General features: G+C 67.9%; 13 protein-coding genes and 3 pseudogenes. 9 read left to right on the top strand and 7 right to left on the bottom strand.

From position 1 onward, the window contains the following. Positions 1-37: 37 nt before the first annotated feature. Complete coding sequence (locus tag OG975_RS14190) at positions 38-469, bottom strand: ATP-binding protein (protein ID WP_406329485.1); 432 nt, start codon at positions 467-469, stop codon at positions 38-40. 176 nt (positions 470-645) lie between these two features. Between OG975_RS14190 and OG975_RS14185 the strand changes: the two genes are divergently transcribed. Further along, on the top strand, positions 646-1,917 hold the full coding sequence (locus OG975_RS14185) for a helix-turn-helix domain-containing protein (protein WP_406329484.1): 1,272 nt from the start codon (positions 646-648) through the stop codon (positions 1,915-1,917). Further along, positions 1,914-2,459 carry a flavoprotein gene (locus tag OG975_RS14180; protein WP_406329483.1) on the top strand — a complete coding sequence of 182 codons (546 nt, stop codon included), beginning with the start codon at positions 1,914-1,916 and terminating at the stop codon, positions 2,457-2,459. The genes OG975_RS14185 and OG975_RS14180 overlap by 4 nt, the downstream gene beginning before the upstream one ends. Before the next feature lie 151 nt (positions 2,460-2,610). Here OG975_RS14180 and OG975_RS14175 read toward each other — a convergent pair whose 3' ends face one another. After that, positions 2,611-3,468 (bottom strand): hypothetical protein, encoded by an 858-nt coding sequence (locus tag OG975_RS14175; protein ID WP_406329482.1) that lies wholly within the window; start codon positions 3,466-3,468, stop codon positions 2,611-2,613. 194 nt (positions 3,469-3,662) lie between these two features. Here OG975_RS14175 and OG975_RS14170 point away from each other — a divergent pair. Beyond that, a pseudogene (locus OG975_RS14170) lies at positions 3,663-3,991 on the top strand (flavoprotein); the annotation flags it as partial. 33 nt (positions 3,992-4,024) lie between these two features. On the opposite strand, the pseudogene OG975_RS14165 reads toward OG975_RS14170, so the two are convergent. Continuing rightward, positions 4,025-4,249: pseudogene (locus tag OG975_RS14165) on the bottom strand (hypothetical protein); the annotation flags it as partial. Between the two features lie 127 nt (positions 4,250-4,376). Beyond that, positions 4,377-5,279 carry a replication-relaxation family protein gene (locus tag OG975_RS14160; protein WP_406329481.1) on the bottom strand — a complete coding sequence of 301 codons (903 nt, stop codon included), beginning with the start codon at positions 5,277-5,279 and terminating at the stop codon, positions 4,377-4,379. A gap of 565 nt (positions 5,280-5,844) precedes the next feature. On the opposite strand from OG975_RS14160, the pseudogene OG975_RS14155 reads away from it, so the two are divergent. The 4 genes and pseudogenes from OG975_RS14155 (at position 5,845) to OG975_RS14140 (ending at position 11,580) form a co-directional block, all read left to right on the top strand. After that, a pseudogene (locus OG975_RS14155) lies at positions 5,845-7,599 on the top strand (TIGR02677 family protein). Further along, complete coding sequence (locus OG975_RS14150; RefSeq protein ID WP_406329480.1) at positions 7,599-8,954, top strand: TIGR02678 family protein; 1,356 nt, start codon at positions 7,599-7,601, stop codon at positions 8,952-8,954. Before OG975_RS14155 ends, OG975_RS14150 begins: the two are co-directional and overlap by 1 nt. Continuing rightward, positions 8,951-10,798 carry a TIGR02680 family protein gene (locus OG975_RS14145; protein WP_406329478.1) on the top strand — a complete coding sequence of 616 codons (1,848 nt, stop codon included), beginning with the start codon at positions 8,951-8,953 and terminating at the stop codon, positions 10,796-10,798. Before OG975_RS14150 ends, OG975_RS14145 begins: the two co-directional genes overlap by 4 nt. Further along, on the top strand, positions 10,795-11,580 hold the full coding sequence (locus OG975_RS14140) for a hypothetical protein (RefSeq protein WP_406329476.1): 786 nt from the start codon (positions 10,795-10,797) through the stop codon (positions 11,578-11,580). Before OG975_RS14145 ends, OG975_RS14140 begins: the two co-directional genes overlap by 4 nt. Before the next feature lie 126 nt (positions 11,581-11,706). Here the strand turns inward: OG975_RS14140 and OG975_RS14135 are convergent, their stop codons facing one another. The 3 genes from OG975_RS14135 to OG975_RS14125 form a co-directional block, all read right to left on the bottom strand. Further along, the gene (locus OG975_RS14135) at positions 11,707-13,545 is read right to left on the bottom strand and encodes an IS481 family transposase (protein WP_406336263.1); all 1,839 of its coding nucleotides are present in this window, start codon (positions 13,543-13,545) and stop codon (positions 11,707-11,709) included. A gap of 390 nt (positions 13,546-13,935) precedes the next feature. Next, complete coding sequence (locus OG975_RS14130; RefSeq protein WP_406329475.1) at positions 13,936-14,469, bottom strand: hypothetical protein; 534 nt, start codon at positions 14,467-14,469, stop codon at positions 13,936-13,938. A gap of 69 nt (positions 14,470-14,538) precedes the next feature. Continuing rightward, the gene (locus OG975_RS14125; protein ID WP_406329473.1) at positions 14,539-15,549 is read right to left on the bottom strand and encodes a hypothetical protein; all 1,011 of its coding nucleotides are present in this window, start codon (positions 15,547-15,549) and stop codon (positions 14,539-14,541) included. A 539-nt stretch (positions 15,550-16,088) separates the two neighbouring features. Here OG975_RS14125 and OG975_RS14120 point away from each other — a divergent pair. Continuing rightward, entirely contained in the window at positions 16,089-16,688 is a 600-nt protein-coding gene (locus tag OG975_RS14120; protein ID WP_406329472.1) for a winged helix-turn-helix domain-containing protein, read from the top strand. Beyond that, positions 16,613-17,215 carry a transposase gene (locus OG975_RS14115; RefSeq protein ID WP_406329470.1) on the top strand — a complete coding sequence of 201 codons (603 nt, stop codon included), beginning with the start codon at positions 16,613-16,615 and terminating at the stop codon, positions 17,213-17,215. Before OG975_RS14120 ends, OG975_RS14115 begins: the two co-directional genes overlap by 76 nt. Positions 17,216-17,271: the final 56 nt, after the last annotated feature.

Below are 17,271 nucleotides of genomic sequence, written 5' to 3'. Positions count from 1 at the left end.
CGGCGGCGACTGGGGGGATCTGTACGGCTGTCAACCGTCAACTCCTTTGCAGTGGAAGGCGTCGTGAGGGCTGGTCTGGGCCGCTGACCTTGAACTCGGCCCAACACCGCTTGCCGAACGGCAGCGGATCGATCCCGTGGCGATCCGCGAGAGCGGCGACGAGGAACAGGCCGCGCCCGCCCTCTTCCTCCGCGTCTGGAAGCCGGGCCTGTGGGGCCTTGGAGCTGGCATCGGTCACCTCGATCAGCAGACGCCCGTCATTCAGGCGGGCGCCGGCCGAGATCGGACCTTGGCCCGCGTGTCGTACCGCGTTGGCCAGCAACTCGGCGGCGACCAGCTCTGCCGTCTCCAGCAGTTCCTGATCGAGGGAGGTGTCCCAAGCCCGTATCCCGTTCGCGAGCTGCTGCCGCGCGGACCTGGCAGCAGCAGGTGTGCCGGGAACGGGCAAACGGATCTGATGCGCTTCCATGAGCGGCCTCCTGGATTGGTGCGGCTACTCCACGCAACCGCTCCGGAGGTAAGCGGGACCACTCCGTGTGCCAGCGCTGCATCACTTATGCAGGAGCTGCATCGCGGTCAATTGCTGCTCGGTTACGCTCTGTTGAGCAGGCAGGATCGGCGACGGCAGAAGGAGCCGTGGCACAGATGGCCGAAGAACAGAGCGAAGCGAGACGGATCGGCGAAGTGATCCGTCAGGCGCGCGTGTTACAGCGGCGCTCACAGAAGGACGTTGCCGCCGCACTGGGGTATCACCAGTCGAAGGTGAGCCGCCTGGAGAGCGGCAGGGGCACGGAGGACGTGCGCACGCTGCGAGAGATCGCGCAGGTGCTGGACATTCCGCCGCACCGTCTCGGTCTCGCCGCCGCCCTCGACACCAACCCCGCCGAGCCCGGAGCAGAGGACATGCACCGCCGTACCTTCCTTGCTGTGAGCGCCGCCGCGCTCTCGGCTCCGCCGTCGTCCACCACAGCACATCACGAGCTGGTCCGGGTCTTGCTGCCAGGCACGAGCCCTGCGGCCACCGGGCAAGCCTTGGGCATCGACGAGCTGCGGGACCGCGCACGGTCCGTACGCCGGATGTTCTGCATGTGCGACTACGCGGAACTGGAGCAGACTCTGCCAGGTCTGATCGCCGACCTGCGCCAGGTCGCCGGTGGCTCATCCGGCTCGCCGGAGGCGTCCGGGTTGCTCGCGACCGCCTACCAGACGTCGGTGAGCCTGTTGCTGAAGCGAGCCGATCAGGGCAACGCGTGGCTCGCGGCCGGTCGGGCCATGGCTGAAGCGGAGCGGTCCGGGGATCCTGTCGTCCTCGCCGCCAGTGTCCGCGTTCACGCCCATGTCCTCGTGCGCGAGAAGCACACCGCCCAGGCCGTGAACATGGTCCGTCACACTGCCGACCAGCTCACGGGCTCCTACGACCAGCGCTCGCCCCGGTACCTGGCAGCGGTCGGTCTGCTGTTGCTCCGCGGGGCGACCGCCGCCAGCAGAAACGGCGACCGCGACACCACCCACGATTTCCTCACCGAGGCCAAGGAGGTGGCTCGCTACGTCGCCTTCGACCGGCCCGACGCCTGGGCGAACTTCAGCCCCACCAACGTGGCCCTGCACGAGGTCAGCGCGGCCGTCTCCTTCGGCGACGCCGGTATCGCCCTGGAAACCGCACGGCCGCTCATGCGGCGGCACATTCCCGTCCCCGAGCGCCGGGCTGCCCTGTGGGTGGAGACCGCTCGCGCCTACAGTCAGCAGGGCAGACTCAGCGACGGCTACCAGGCCCTGCGCATCGCCGAGAGCTGCGCGGCACAGGACGTCCGCCGCCCGGCCGTACGCGAACTGGTCGCCGACATGGCAGCCCGCGACCGCCGCCGGGCACTGCCCGAGCTGCACCACTTCAGCCGCCAACTGGGAGTGCCCGCGTGAGTGATCAGCCCGACAAGCCGTTCCTCCAGATCGTGGTCTGCGCGGCCGGTGTCGCCGCCGACGTCGGTCGGCTGATCGCCGCGGCACAGGAACGGCACTGGGACGTTGGCGTCATCGCCACCCCACAAGGACTCGGCTTCCTTGACGTGGAGGCGGTCGAGGCCCAGACCGGCCGCCCCATCCGCTCGGCCTGGCGATCACCAGGAGAACCGCGTCCGGTTCGGCCTGCGGATGCGATCGCGGTCGCCCCGGCCAGCTTCAACACGGTCAACAAATGGGCCGCCGGTATCTCCGACAATCTCGCGCTGGGCATCCTGTGCGAAGCGCCTGCCATGGGCATCCCAGTCGCCGTGCTGCCGTACCTGAACTCGGCTCAGGCCGCCCACCCCGCATACCGGCAGAGTCTGGAGAGGCTGCGCGAAATGGGCGTCCTGATCGGCTCGTACGAGCCTCACCGACCGAAGGCCGGGGGCGGGGCCGACCGGTATCGGTGGGAGGAAGTGCTGGAGCTGCTCGCCCCCAGGCTGTCCGTCCGGTCGTGATCAGCGCCATTGTGCTGGCGGCTGCTGCTGGGCCAGGGCGGTTGTCGCCTTGTGTCCTGGGGGCTCGCGAACTCGTCGGCGCCCTGGCCGGCGAAGTCGAGGAGCGAACCATCCAGGAGTACCGGAGTCTCCTTCGGGACTGCCCGCGTGGTCAGCCTGCCTGAAGCTCCGTGATGACCTGTTCGGCCCTGCGACGGGCGGGTTCCAGCCGAGGGTCTTCCGGGTGCGCGTACGGTCCGAGGATCTTCGAGCAGGCGAACAACGTCATCAACTTGCCGTCCCGGCTCTCGAAGTCGGACCGGCGCTCGTGCCGTACGCGATCGGCCAGAGCTGGGACAGCAAGGGAACTCGCCCACAGCGAGGCGGAGTCCAGCCCCAGCGGCGCGTTGCCCCAGTCCTCCCAGTCGAAGAGACTGAACGCCGGAGCGGTCATGTTGGCCCAGTTCAGATCCGCGTGGGCCGGCACCCACCGCTCGATGGCCGTGTCGAGACCGTCGGAGAAGGCACCGCGGATGGACTCGGTGACGAGGGCCTGGGTGATGGTGTCGGTGTCCGGTGTGGCGACCCGCCTCGTGCTCTGGGCCGCCAGTGCGTCCAGCGACGCGTTCAACGCCTCCCACCAGTCGTCTGGCAGCTCCGGGGCTTCACTCAAGATGGCGCTTCCGACGGGAGCCCCCGGCAGGAGCTCGGTTTCGTCGGCCCGCCACATCACCGGCCCGTCCGCGGCCCGCCAGACCACACATCCGTGCCATTCGGGCTGGGCGATACCTTGCAGACGCGCGGCACTTTCAGTGCCGTTCCACCCTTGGTCGGGGATCTTGTCGAGTAGGCGCCGCTCGATCCGCACCCAGGTTTCGCGGTCTGTTCTGGCCCCCACGGATCGGCGCTTGCGCACCATCGTGTCCGGGAGCAAGCCCACTTGCAGAGACCGCTCGACGCGATCAAGAACCTCGTCAACCGGCTGTACGCGTAGGTCGACAACCTGACCCGTGGAGACCGAGAGCGCCATGGACGCGACCGTAGCAGCGGTAGGGCGAAGGGCGTCCCGTCGCCGAGGTCGGGCAGCAGTCGCCAGCCACACTCGGAACTTGACTGTATGGAGGGCAATATGAGTCTCTTCACCGGAACCTCCTGCTACTCCAGGCGCCTCCGGCCCGGCAGCCTCGAAGACGTGGCCGCAGCCTTCAGCCTGGGAGTTCCCGCGTGAGTGAGCAGCTCGACTGGCAAACCAAGAAGCCGTCCCTGTACGTCGTTGTGTGCGCGGCCGGTATCGCTGGCGACGTCGGTGCCACACCGCAGGGCCTCTGCGCCTCGATGCCGAGGCCATTGAGGCGCAGAGGGGCTACCTGAGCCGCTCGGCCTGGCGCTCGCCCGGGGACCTCCGCCCGTTGCCGCCTGCTGACGCCATCGCGGTCGCGTCGGCCACCTTCAACACGATCAACAAGTGGGCCGCAGGCATCTCCGACACCCTGGCGCTGGGCATCCTCTGCGAGGCGTACGGCTTCGGTGCGAATGGACTCCAGGCCGAGCATGACCATCAGCACCCGGCCGAGGCCCATGCCGAGGACGCCGTGGGGCGGGCACCCGTACCGGAACGCGTTCAGGTAGTCCTCGCCAGGAGCCGATTGCTGAACCTGCTCTGGAGGGGTGCGTAGGGCGGGGCGCTGGGCCGCTCCGTATGCGCAATCCGGGTGGTAGCCGGGTTGCGCATGCACGGCCTCTGGGCAGCTGCGCAGGCGCCGAGTCGCCCGCGTGCACTGACTGCGCAGCTGTCCATGAGTACTGCGCATCCGCTGCGCGCCCGGTGTGCAGTTCGCTGCGCAACGCTGTGACCTGCTGTGGTCGGGGGTGATGGTCGCATGCTGCGCAGCTGCCGTACGGGGGCGGTGGCCGCTGCGCAGCGGCTGCGCAGGCTGTCTACAGGTGCGGGTAGGGCTGGCTCCAGGCGACGGTGCTGTCTGGGTCCTGTACGGGGTGCCACACGGGCTCGGAGGGGCCATGGTTGCGCAGGTCTGCCAGTGCCGCGGCCATGGCGGGGACGTCGCGCAGGAAGCCGGCCAGCGCCGGGTCCGCGGCGGCCGTGCGCAGGGCGGTGATGCGGGTGGTGATGCCGGCGGGGCCGGTGCCGTCCAGGACGAACAAGAGGCGAGGGAAGAGCGGGTAGTGCCGTCGCCATTCCTCCAGCGCTGGCTCCTGCCCGATGGCCAGCCGGTGGCGCCCTGGGGGAGTGGGTATGTAGCGGTGGAGGCGGGCGTAGGCGGTGAGTTTCGCGGCGAGGCGTTCGGGGCCCATGGTGGCCCGGTCGACCTCGACGAACGCCCGCAGCATCGCCCCGGCCCCGCCCTCACGGCCGCGCCGGTAGTACATGAGGGCGTCGGGGATGACGGCCTCGCCGCCCCCAATAGGGTGGTAGACCTCGGGTATCCAGTCCAGCGGCCGACACAACTCGCCGCGGCGGCGCGCGTTCTCAAGGAAGACGAGCGCGGTCTCGGTCACCGTCAGCGTGTGGCCGACCCGCAGCCGCGCGGCGGTCGGATCGGACACTGTCTTCGGCGGCCGTCGTCCGCGTAACTCCGGCCACTCCGAAGCGATCTGCACGCCGTACGCGGTGGGAAACCACGCCCGCATCCGTCCGGCTCGCGGCAGGGTAATGCGGTCGACCAACCCCTCATCGCGCAACTTGCCCAGCCTGCGCCGAGTCTGCTCGATGCGCACCCCAGGGGCGATCACCCGGTGCATCTGCTCGGTCGTGGCCATCCGGTACTGCGTCAGCACCGCCAGCGCCAGCCGGTCCCCACCGCCCGCATCCACGTCGCTCATCATCGGCCTGTCTCTCCTGTACGGGGCGGCGCCGTCCTGCCCGGCGCCGCGCGTACTGGCCACATCAGCAGCCGACCCCGACCAGACCACCGACCACGAAGGCCCGACCACGGTCACGATGCGACAACACCCCTGACGGCCAGGCCGACATCCCTGCCGATATCCCCTCCGACAACTGACCGCGCGCTGCCACGCCGTGGGCGGCGTATGCGCAGGTCACCAAGCCTGTCTGACCGTGGTCGCAAGCCCGACATCCCCCTCTGCACACCCCCGCGCTCGCCCCAAGACAGAAGAAAAGCAGGTGACAGGGGACGGCGGGCGAACGGGGCGGGCGCGTGCCGCCGGGGGATCGGGGCCGCCGTTACCCGTGTTGCGCGTCGGCGGAGCCTCCGCGCTCGTGCGCCGGGGGAAGCCGGCGCGTAGTAGCACCACCACCAGCGCCTCGGCGCCAGCTTCGTTCACGTCAGCCAGGATCGCCGTGCCGTGGGAGCCATGTGCTGTGTAGAGCAGCTGACGGCGGGTGGCTTCGGTGGCCCGCCGGTAGAAGTGTGCATTGCGCTGGACGATGCGATCCGTTCGTGCAGTCAGCGCACGCTTCGGCAAACCCCACCGGGACATGCCCGCGTTGTATATCGGCGGCCGGAGAGCTGGCACTGCTCAGCCGATTATCCCGACTTCCTTCGGAGTGTCAGTGGCGGTCCGTACGCTCGGCTGCATGGAGGGGGACGAACTGCACGAGGGATTGGGTGGCGATCGGCCCGGTGAGGGGAGTGACAGCGAGGTCTGGCAGCGGCTGAGTGCGTACGCCTATCTCAGCGCGCCTGAGCGTCTGGAGTACGTCGCGGTGATGCGGGTGTTCTGCGGCACTCTCCTCGCGGACCTGGCCGTACCCGATGTGCTCGGCAAGCTGGCACAGGTGGGTGGCCCGGGGGCGGCGCTTGGCGCGGAGACGCTGACCGCTCGGCTTGAACAGCTCGTGCGGTGGGGAAATCTGCTGCGCAGCACGCACACGGTCACGGCGACCAGCATCGCTGAGTACTAGCGCTCCCGGTCTCGTTATCAGCTGTCCAAGCTGGGGGAGCGCGTGCAGCGCGACGCGGACGAGGTGCTGGCGGGTGCGGACGCCGCGCGTGAGGTCAGCAGTGAGCTGCTCACGCTCGTCGACCGGGGCCTTGGCGAGATCGCCGCTCTGGCTGCCGCCCCAGGTGGCGCGGATCCGCAGCAGGCGCTGGAGAAGATCAGCACTCTCTTCGCGCAGTTCGCGGAGTTCGCCGAGTCGGTGCGGGACTTCTACGCCTACCTGGGCCAGGTGCTCGCCCGCTACGACCTTGATGGAGCTGAGTACCAGGGGTTCAAGGAGCTGCTGCTCGACTATGTGGAGGCGATCACCGAGGACGTGTCCTTCCGCGCCCCGCGCATTGCCGCGCACTTGCGGGCGATCTGGCCGCACTTGCCCACGCTGCTGAGCCGTATCGACGCCCATGCGGGAGGCCTTGGAGTGCTCTCGGATGCATTGCCCGAGACGCGGGTGCAGCGCAGCCGAGGTCGGGAGCTGGCTGACTGGGAGGGTCTACGCGTCTGGTTTGCCGACAGTGACGGTCACGGTAGCCAGGTGGACCAGCTCCGGGATGCGACCCTGCGTGCCCTGCAGTCGTTGCTCGCCAACGCCAAGCGGATGCTTCGCTCGGCGTCGGGGGAGATGTCCCGGCACAGGGACCTGCTGAGGCTCGCGGCCTGGTTCGATGCAGCGGAGCCGGAAGAGGCCCACGACATCGCGGTTGCCGCATTCGGGCTGTACGGGGCACGTCTGGGCGTGGCGCCGGATCCTGATGCGTCTGTGCCGGCGTATGTGAGCTGGTGGACCGGGCCCGTTGTGGATGTACCGGTGGCGTTGCGCGAGCGCGGCAGCCGGGCTCCGCGCGGGCGGGCCGCGGCGGTGGAGGACCACGGCGAGCAGAAGCGACGCCTCGTGGAGCAGGCAGGTGAGCAGGTCGCCGCGCGTCAGGCCGCGGCCGCCGAACTGCGCAGTGCCTCGGGGCGGTTCGATCAGGTCAGGCTGGGCTCTGCCGCGATGGGGCTGCTGCTGGAACTCCTCACTACCGCCCTCGGCAATGCCCAACTGCGCAAAGAAGCCGATGAGTTCCTGCTCGAGGGTGCGCAGGCTGGTGACGAGGACCTGGGCATCCGGCTCACTGCATGGCGCACCCCGGGCCGGCACACCGTGCTGCGCTCCGTGGATGGCGATTTGACCGCGGACGACCTCACCCTGGTCGTCGACAGCAGTGCCTCGGCGCCGACCGCCCGGGAGGCGAGCGCGTGATGACTCTGCCCTCCGCCCACGACGTGGCGCTGGCTGCCGAACGCCGTACCGCCGCCCGGCTGCTGCTGGCCCACCCCCTGGTCACCAGCGATGGCCCGTACAGTGACTCCTTCCCGCTGATCCGGCGTCACGCCGACTGGCTCGCCCAACGCTTCCAGCAGGTGTTCGGCTATCGGTTGCTCGTCGAGGCGTCATACGCCCGCCTGTTCAAAGCTGGCCTCGGCCCCGGATCCGGTCACCGCCTTCAGCGACCGTCCACCGGCACACCGTTCACACCACGGACGTACGCCTACCTGGCTCTCGCCCTGTCTGTCCTCGTCACCGCCCCGGAACAGCTCCTGCTCTCCCAACTCGTCGCCGACCTGCGGGCCGCGGCCGTCGACGCCGGAATCGAGATCGACGACACCGGGCGGCAGGCCGAGCGGCGCACGCTGGCCGCCGCGCTGCGGCAACTCGTCGACTGGGGTGTCCTGACAGAGACCGAGGGGCAAGTCTCCTCCGTCGCCGAGGAACGGGGCGGCGAGGCGCTCCTCACCGTGGACCGTGAGATCGCGCGTGCGGTCGTTGCTGGTCCGCTGGGCCTGAGCCGCGACGGAGCGGATCTGGTGCGTCGCGCAGCCGACCCCGGTTTCGGCGGCCCGCGTACGTATGTCCGCAGGCGGCTCGTCGAGACTCCTGTCGTTCACCTCGACGACCTCACGGGCGCGGAGCGCGAATGGCTGCGGACCCGGCAGCGGCGCGAGTCCCAGGCCTTCTCCGAACTGCTGGGCCTGGAGGCCGAGATCCGCGCCGAGGGCATCGCCCTCGTCGATCCGGACGACGAGCTCACCGACCTGAACCTGCCCGGAACCGGCACGGTCGCCCAGGCGGCGTTGCTCCTCGTGGAGCGGCTGGTGGACCGACTGCGCCCCACCGACCCCGGCCACCCGGCGGTCGGTGGCCGGCTGGTCATCGGTGTACCCGTTCCGGACGGGCTGTTGTCGGAGCTGCTCGACGAACTGGTCGAGGAGTACGGCCGGCGCAGCAACTGGCAGCGTGGCCTGCTGGACGACCGGGACGCGCTGCTCGCCGCCGTCCTCGACCTCCTGGTCCGCATGCGTCTGATGGCACCTGTTGGTCCGGTGCGCGCGGACGGTCATGGCCTGCCCGAAGGATACGAGGACACCGTGCCGGACGGCCGTCCCGTCACCGACGTGTCGGGGGCTCGCGCAGCGGGCAGCGGCGGCTGGGTGCTGCTCGCCGCGGCTGCCCGGTTCGCCACCACCGTGGCCGTCAAGCCCCGTACGCAACAGCACGGCGCTGACAGCGCCGACTCCGCCCCTGCCGATTCCATCACTCAGGAGCAGCCCTGGTGAACCGCCCGCCGTCCCCGCGCCGCTACCGCCTGCACCGCGCCGGCATCCGCAACGTCTGGCAGTACGACGAGCAGGAGTTTTCCTTCGGCGACGGCCGCCTGTTGCTGCGCGGCAAGAACGGCGCGGGCAAGTCCAAGGCACTTGAGATGTTGCTGCCGTATCTCCTCGATGGGGACGCCGGCGCCCTGGATGCCACCGGCACGGGCCGCACCACGCTGCCGTGGCTGATGCTCGACGGCTTCGAGCAGACCAACCGGTTGGGCTACCTGTGGGTGGAGTTCGCGCGGGCGGATGCGCAAGGGGAGCAGCACCATCTCACCCTCGGTGCGGCCATCCGGGCCTCTCAGTCGACCAGGACGGCCAAGCCCTTCTTTTTCGTCACCCCGCTGCGGGTGGGCGAGAACCTGCACCTGGCGCCTGCAGGACAGCCGCTCCCGGTCGACCAGCTCAAGTCCTGTGTCGGCGCGGAGAATGTCACCGACCGCGCCGTGGAGCACCGGATACGTGTCGCCCGCGAACTGTTCGGCCTCAAGGAGCCGGCGCGCTATCGCAACCTGCTCCACCTGCTGCACCGCCCCACCATCGGTGACCGCATCGACTCCGGCGGCCTGGTCAATGTCCTCGCCGAGACACTGCCCGCGCTCGACGACGAGATCGTGGAGAAAGTGGCCCGCAACCTCGACGACCTGGACGCCGTACGCAACGACCTCGGGCGCCTGGAGCGGACAGACGAGGCGTTGCGGACCTTCCTCACCGGTTACCGCGGCTATCTGCATGGGGCGCTGCGCCGCCGGGCCGGCCAGGTGAGCGACGAACTGGAACGTCTGGCGGAGTACCGGCGCGCGGCGAGCGACGCAGCCAGGAAGGCGACCGACCTCCGTACGAGCGAGGAAGACATCGCCGCCCGCCTCGACGCCCTCGTGGCGGAGTCGGAGGCGGCCGAGACGGATCTTGCCGCCCTGCACGCCAGTGCCGCCTACCGCAGCCTGCAGGAGCTCGGGGAGAAGCGCGCCACGGTGACGGCGCTGCACAGCGCGGCGGCGACCGCCTTCAAAGCCCTGCGCCAGGCCCACAGCGGTCAGGAAGAGGCAGGGCGACGGCTCACCGACGATGCCGGAAGGCTCGGCACGGAACTGACTGAACTCGCCACGGCACACGGCGAGTTGCTGCGGGAGGCCGAGCGGTCTGGACTCGATCCTGTACACCTGGGGGAACCCCCGCTGGCCCCTGCCACCGTGGTCGCCTCCGCCGCGGCGGCACAACTCACAGCGCCGGACGGCGACTTCCATCTCGTCCGGCACAGCGAAGTGCTGGCCGTCGACACGCAGACCTGCGCCGACGCCCTGCACGCCTGGGACACCCAACTGGACGCCGCCGGATCGGTGATCAGGAGCCGCGCCCGGGCCGTCACCGAGCTGATCGCGCTCCTGGAGAAGGCACGCCTGGCCCGGCGGGAGGCACATGAGGCCGACGCGGCCCGGGAGCGCCTGGAGGAGCAGACGGAGGCGGCACGTGCTCGGGCCGGGCGCCGCCGGGAGGAGACGGCACGCGAGGGCGAGGCGTACGCCCACGCCGTCCGGGTCTGGACCGAGCGCCTGCACAGCCTCACTGGCGTGCCGCTCGACGCCGTGCGCGCGCAGACCGTTCACGACCCGGCACAGGATCCCCTGCCCGCGCACGTCCCCGACGAGGTGGCCGACACGGCACGCTCGGTCCTCGACGAGTGGCTGACAGCACTGGGCGAACAGCGCGACACCCAGGCCGTGGCGATCCAGGACCTCAGAGCCCTCCTGCTCAGCAGCCGCCCGGAGCAGTACGAAGCCCCACTGTGGCGCATCACGTGAGAGACGATCACAAACTTCCGGCCGCCGCCGACCTGCCCGATCCCCGATCAACACTCACCCGAACCAACTGGAACGCGCTCCACCATGCTTACGGGCCGGCCACAGATGCACCCGAGATCCTGGTCGCGCTACTGGATGCAGATCAGGGCGTGAGGACCAGGGCGCTGGACAACCTGTACGGCATCCTGCACCACCAGGGCACGATCTATGAGGCAACGGTTCCCACAGCCCAGTGCGTAGCCGCGATCCTGCCCGATCCTCGGACAGCGCTCTCGGTCGACAAGACCCACCGGTCTTTTCCCGGATGCATGCGCGCCGATCTGCTGGCTTGGCTCGGCTCAGTCGCCGACGCGGTGACCGACGCGGTTGATGAAGTAGGCCAACGGCTCGGGTTCCCTCTCGCCGACCACCCGCCTGCCGTAGCCACGCGGGAGATGCGACCACTGCTGTTCTCAGCAGCTTTCCCCTACGTCGACGACACCGACCGCGCCGTACGCGAAGCGGCAATCGCAGCATGCATCCCGCTCGTCGACGACGTCCGATTGCTGCACCATCGAGCCGCATTGGTGCCACTGGTCCGCCAAGTGCTCGGAGCCAGCGAGCTCTGGCAGCACCGCGAACGGGCCATCGATGCCCTCGACGCATGGGGCGAGAGCTCCGCAGGGATTGAAGGCCAGCAGAATCCCTTCCTGTTCTGCGACACCGACCTGTCACCGGACAGCACCCCATGGCGTTCAGCCGCAAGCGACGCCGAAGGATGGGCTGAAGAGCTGCCGTTTTGACACGACCGGCCCATGATCACCATGCCTCTGCCGGGATCGGACACATGCCTCTGCCAGCCTCTGCCAGCCTGTCGGATCCCAGCTGATGCCTGACGTTCTGGTCCCATGTGATGCTTGACGGTGGGCCTAGACAACATAGGGAGCCCCGTGGGGCTTGTTCGCTTTCACGTTACGGACCGGGACGTCGGTCGTGCGCCGGATCACCCGGACCTGGCCGTCCAGGTCGACCGTGATCGTGGAGTCCGACACGTGTGCGGTCACGGTCTGTCCTGCATACGTCCGGCCGAGCGAGACGACCTGCCGACAGACCATGATCGTGCCCGTTGTGCTGATTCGCCGCTGCACCCGCACCGGCTCGACGCCCGGGCGCGGTGGCGGTCCTGCCGGACGCAGGCCCCGCAAGCGACGGACTTCTCCGCCGGTCAGCGGGTTGGGCCGCACCCGCAGCAGTTCCCGTGAGGACGGATCGAAGAACGGCAGCGTCTCTTCGTCGATGCGGATGCCCACCTGGCGGCCGCCCAGGATCTCCGCGGCCAGCACCTGGCGTCCGCCCAGGCCCACCAGGCCGCTGTTGTTCACGACCCGGTCCACCTCGAACGCGGCCCCGTCGTCGGCGGGAAGCGGGGCCGCTCCGGCAGCACGACCGCCCCGGCCGGCCAGCCGTCCCAGATCCGCCACCGACAAGTGCGAACGCACGGTCTTGATCCGTGCTCCCGCGATCAGCAGATGGATCACCGAGGTGTCGGCCCAGAACGTCACCGTCAGCCCTGCGCGGGCCGGTCCCAGCCAGAACTGTTTGCCCGCGACCTGCAGATTCCCGCTCGCAGGCACCACCCGCTCGAACTCCACCGGCCCACCGGGCTCCACCGGCACCACTGCCGGAACCACCTTCGGCGGACCGACAGGAACAGGCGCCACCTCGGCGGGATCCGGCACCACAGGCGGAGCCGTCCGCTGCTGCGGCACCAGCGCCAGCACTCCGGGCACCCGCACGCCCAGCACGCCCCGCTCCTGCTCGGGCACCGGGATGAACCGGTCGGCAGGAGAGTCCATGTCCAGCGCCTGATGCGGCCGCGAGGAGTTGTATTCCTCGACCCACGCATCCAGCGCTGCCTGAGCCGCCCCGATGCTCTCGAACGCACCGCAGTCGTCCAGGAGTTCACGCCGCAGCGTCTGATGGAACCGCTCGACCTTGCCCGTCGTGGTCGGCGACGCCGGCTGGGTGAGCCGGTGCGCGATCCCGTTCTCCCGGCAGACCCGGTCGAACAACACCTCACCGCCCTGCCCGAACCGGTCGGTGAACTGCTTCCCGTTGTCCGTCAGCACCTCCTCCGGCACCCCGAACGCCTGCAAGGCCCCAGCGAACGCCGAGCACACCGCCCTCCCGGTCGCCCGCTCGACCACCGACGCGATCACGCAGTACCGGGAATGGTCATCCACCCCGGTCACGACCTTGGCCTCGGACAACTCACCGGTGACCGGGTCGACGAGCATCACCCCGCCGACGATGTCCATCTGCCACAGCTGCATCGGAGCGTCCCGCTGCCAGCGCTTGTAATCCGACCGCTTCCGGCGCCGCACCCCCGGCTCCACCAGCCCATGCCGGACCAGGATCCGATACACTGTCATCCGCGACGGCACCGGACTCACCACCCCGGACCGCTCCAGCACATGAGCGATCCGCCGCGGCCCCCAGCGAGGATGCTTGCGCCGCAGCTCGCACACCGCCGCCTCCACCTCGGCAGAAGCCTGATGCGGACACGACGCCGGCCTACGCGAACGGTCCGCCAGCCCGGCCAGACCCGAAGCGGCATACCGGGACTTCCGCCCGCTGACCGTCTGCCGGGACACACCAAGCGACGCAGCGACCTCCGTCACCGTCGCACCCGCCAGCACCGCAAGCACAGCCCGGTATCTCTGCTCGACAACCGACAACTCCACCAGCGCCAATCCCGGCCTCCCCACACGCGCCGCAACGACGCGCACAGAAAACCCGATCACGGCCACTGTCAACCATCAGCTGGGACCGAACTGTCAAGCATCACCCGGGATCGGACACAGCCTCTGCCAGCCGTTGAGTAACAACCTTCTTTACGGGTTCAAGGCGGCTCGCTCCGCTCCCCGCGCGCGGCCCGGCCCCCGGCCGGGCCTGCGCTCCTGTCTTCGCCCCGCTCCAGCCCGGTCGGCGCCCGTGCCGCGCGCACAGCAATCAGCCAATTGATGCCCGAAAAGAGGTAGGGCGCGACCGGAATAGTCGACGACACGGATTCGCGGAGCCACTTTGGTGTGAGCCTCGATCAATCAATCAATCACACCAAAGGAGCTCCAAGCCATTTCAATGATCGCGCAGCACCCTTACCTTCCAGGCGGCTGTCGCCTTTTTCTCTTTAGACCTACGAACCCATTGAGGTTGGGGCTCACGTCATTGATCTCAACGTACGCCGAGTAGAGGCGCGGGACAAGAAAAACGAAGATCACTAGGACGTAGGAGCTAATCGCCGCAGAAAGGGCCGCCCAGAATCCGTAAAGGTGACCCTCTTTGGTTACACTCACGTTCATCCCGATGACCAGCGAGGCTACGTCAAACGCGCACAAGAGGGAACCTGTAAGGAGATGTGCGGCCGTCTCGTCGAGCATACCTTTTTCTACTTCATAGCGACTGACTTCGGAAACACCCACCCACTCTTTGACTTTAAGCCGGAGGGTAGATAGGTGAGTAAATGCACTCAACATTCCACCCGCCAGCAGAGCTACGCCAGTCAGCAGCGCTCCAGGTGTAGAAAGATGCCCTTTCTTCAGCCACATAAGGAGGAAGACCGCTATTGGGATAAGGAGTGCCGAGCGCGCCAATACGTCGGGTCTAGGAGGCGCATACCTGCCGTCTGTCAAACCCTTCCAGTGGCCACGCAGGACTGGGATGAAGTTGAACCGACTAAACAACTCACGCCTCCCCCTCGGTTAGGAGACGGGCCAGTCAATGCCCACTTTCGCCGCAGGCTGGATCCCCAATGCCGTCTCTCTCACCGCAGCATAGAACCTAGGTGTGACAGGCTGGTGGTCCTCGGACAGGCGGTACGTGAAAACGTCGGTCATCTGCGTGGGCTTCACACGCTTGACCTGGCCGTCGGGGTCCTCGATCTGCACCCAGCCATCGTCAAGGTCCATGTCCGCGATCTGTGGACCGACGATTGCCGCCAACTGCCTAGCGCCCTGCTCGTTGGTAATTCCGGCCTCTTCAATCCCTTCTGTTCGCTTATTTCGCCGATACCAACCCTGCACAACCTGTACCGTCTTTTCCATTCGGCCCGAGATGGCCAGGGATGCAGTTATTTCCACATCCTTCACGGCGCGGGTCCTTCCCACAGTAATAGCATGCCGCACCAGCACGAGAGTCTGAGCCTGTCCTTCACGAATCATCTCGGCAAGACGGTCTTCATCGGCTAGGGGGGATGCAGAGAGTCGCCACCAGACGCCTTCATTGCTTCCCTGAGTTGCCTCATCGCGGGATTTCTTGGTCATCCATCTGATGAGCGGTGCCACAGGGCAAGATCGACCGATCGACTCGACTGCAAGAATTCCGATGTCACCTTCCTCGGGAAAGGTGAGAATCACGCGAAAGAGATTGCTTGCAGCTTTATCCTTAATGTCGGTGTCGCTTCCCGAGGCATCTCCAATAGCCATCACGTGGCTGCCAAATTTGCCTGCCCATACTGTTGCCCGGATGGTGTTGTCAACGGTCCTAACATCCTCGACGCGCAGAGCTGGCTTGCCGAACGCGCCTTCTTCCTCCACCTCGGCTTGACCGTCATCCGTGGGGTCGCCTACCGCTGTACCAACAGAAAGGATCTTCAGAAGAGACTCGGCTATCTCCTGGTACGGCTGCCCCTTGCAGTCAGCGAGGTCCAGAGGCGTTCGCTTGAAACCTCGGAATACCTGGAAGGTGAAAAGGCGGTAGCCGTAGGAGGTCATGTCCGTTCCTGGGATCGAAGTGCTGCTTACTCTAAGCTGAATGACTGTCAGCCAGGTTACGGCACAGCCACAGAAGGCACTTCAAGAATGAATGGCACTGAGTGTCCCGGATTTGCGCGGAATCCTTCATTCCCGGAAATCGAAGATCCATAAGCGCTCCTCCTTGTCACGGAGTGCCAATCTTCGCGCGTATACCGGTCACCCTCCTGTGAGGAACGTCTCGTGATGTGGACGAGTGCCGATCTGTTGTATCCGAGCTGAAAGTCCTGGTGGCTTGCTCTGGTTGAAGGACCCAGCAGCGTGGCTGAGGGGGGTGGGGGTGCAGCGAGGCATACGCGTGCGTGGTCGATCGGCTCACCCGCCGTCGTGGCTGACTGTCGGCGGCTGAGGTTTCAGACGGGGCACGGAGTAGGTTCCGGCCGTCCCACCGTTGCTTCGGCACAAAGAGGTCGCCGTGCCATAGCCAGTGCCAGAAGCAGGGGTCAGCAGCGATCAATAGGGGTGGCCAGCGGATGCATACACGGCGCTAGAGATCTTTAATGGCTGGGGTTACGTGGGGTCGTGACGGTTGTCGTGGGCTGCGCTATGCCGGAGGGGTGAGGTATCCCGATGGCGGTGGGCTGACGGCCGAGGAGCGCGATCGGCGTGAGCAAGTCCGGCTCGCGGCAGCTGACTTGATCGAGGCGGGGGCCAGTGACCGGGAGGTGGCTCGGCGGTTCAGGGTGACCCGGATGTCGGCGAACCGCTGGCGCCGGGCCCTGGCCTCGGGCGGCCGCCAGGCGCTGGTCTCCAAGGGCCCCGGTGGCGCCCGCTGCAAGCTCAGCGCCGCTCAACTACGTGCTCTGGAGGCGGTGTTGGAGGCCGGTCCGGCCGCGAGTGGCTGGAGCGACCAGTGCTGGACTCTGGCCCGCATCGGCGAGGTCGTGCGCCGCCGGTTCGACGTCGAATACACCCTGGCCGGGCTCGACCTGCTGCTGCACCGCATCGGCTGGAGCGTGCAGGTCCCGGCCCGCAAGGCCACCGAGCGGGACGAGGCGAAGATTGCCGCCTGGAAGGACGAGCAGTGGCCCGTCATAAAAAGAGGGCGGCGGACTTGGGCGCCTGGCTCTGCTTCCAGGACGAGGCAGGTCAGGGCCTGAGGCCGCCGAAGGGCCGCACCTGGGGCCGTCGAGGCTGCACGCCGGTCGTGAAGGTCACCGCCGCGGGCACCAAACGGGTCTCGATGGCCGCGCTGATCTGCACGAAGGCCGGCCGCAGGCCACGGCTGATCTACCGCATTCACGTGGACCGAGGCCCCGCCAAAGGCCGACGCAAGGGCTTCACCGAGACCGATTACGCCCGCCTGCTGGATGCCGCTCACCAGCAGCTCGGCGGCCCCATCGTTTTGGTCTGGGACAATTTGAACACGCACGTCAGCCACACGATGCGACGGCTGATCGCCGCGCGATTATGGCTGACCGTCTACCAACTGCCGCCGTACGCTCCGGAGTTCAACCCGGTCAAGGGCGTGTGGTCGCACCTGAAGAGGTCGCTGGCCAATCTCACCAAACACAGCCTCGACCAGCTCACCGCGCTGGTGAGGACGCGGCTGAAACGGATGCAGTACCGACCCCACCTCATCGAGGGGCTCATCGCCAAGACCGGACTCGACCTCCAACCGCCGTAACCCCAGCCATTGAAGATCTCTAGCTCGGCCGGCGAAGCCGGAGGCCACCTGCTGTA

The sequence above is a fragment of the Streptomyces sp. NBC_00203 genome, assembly GCF_045206325.1.
Lineage (GTDB): Bacteria > Actinomycetota > Actinomycetes > Streptomycetales > Streptomycetaceae > Streptomyces > Streptomyces lutosisoli.
The sequence above is the reverse complement of the archived record's forward strand: the minus strand, read 5'-3'. Positions and strand labels throughout refer to the sequence as shown.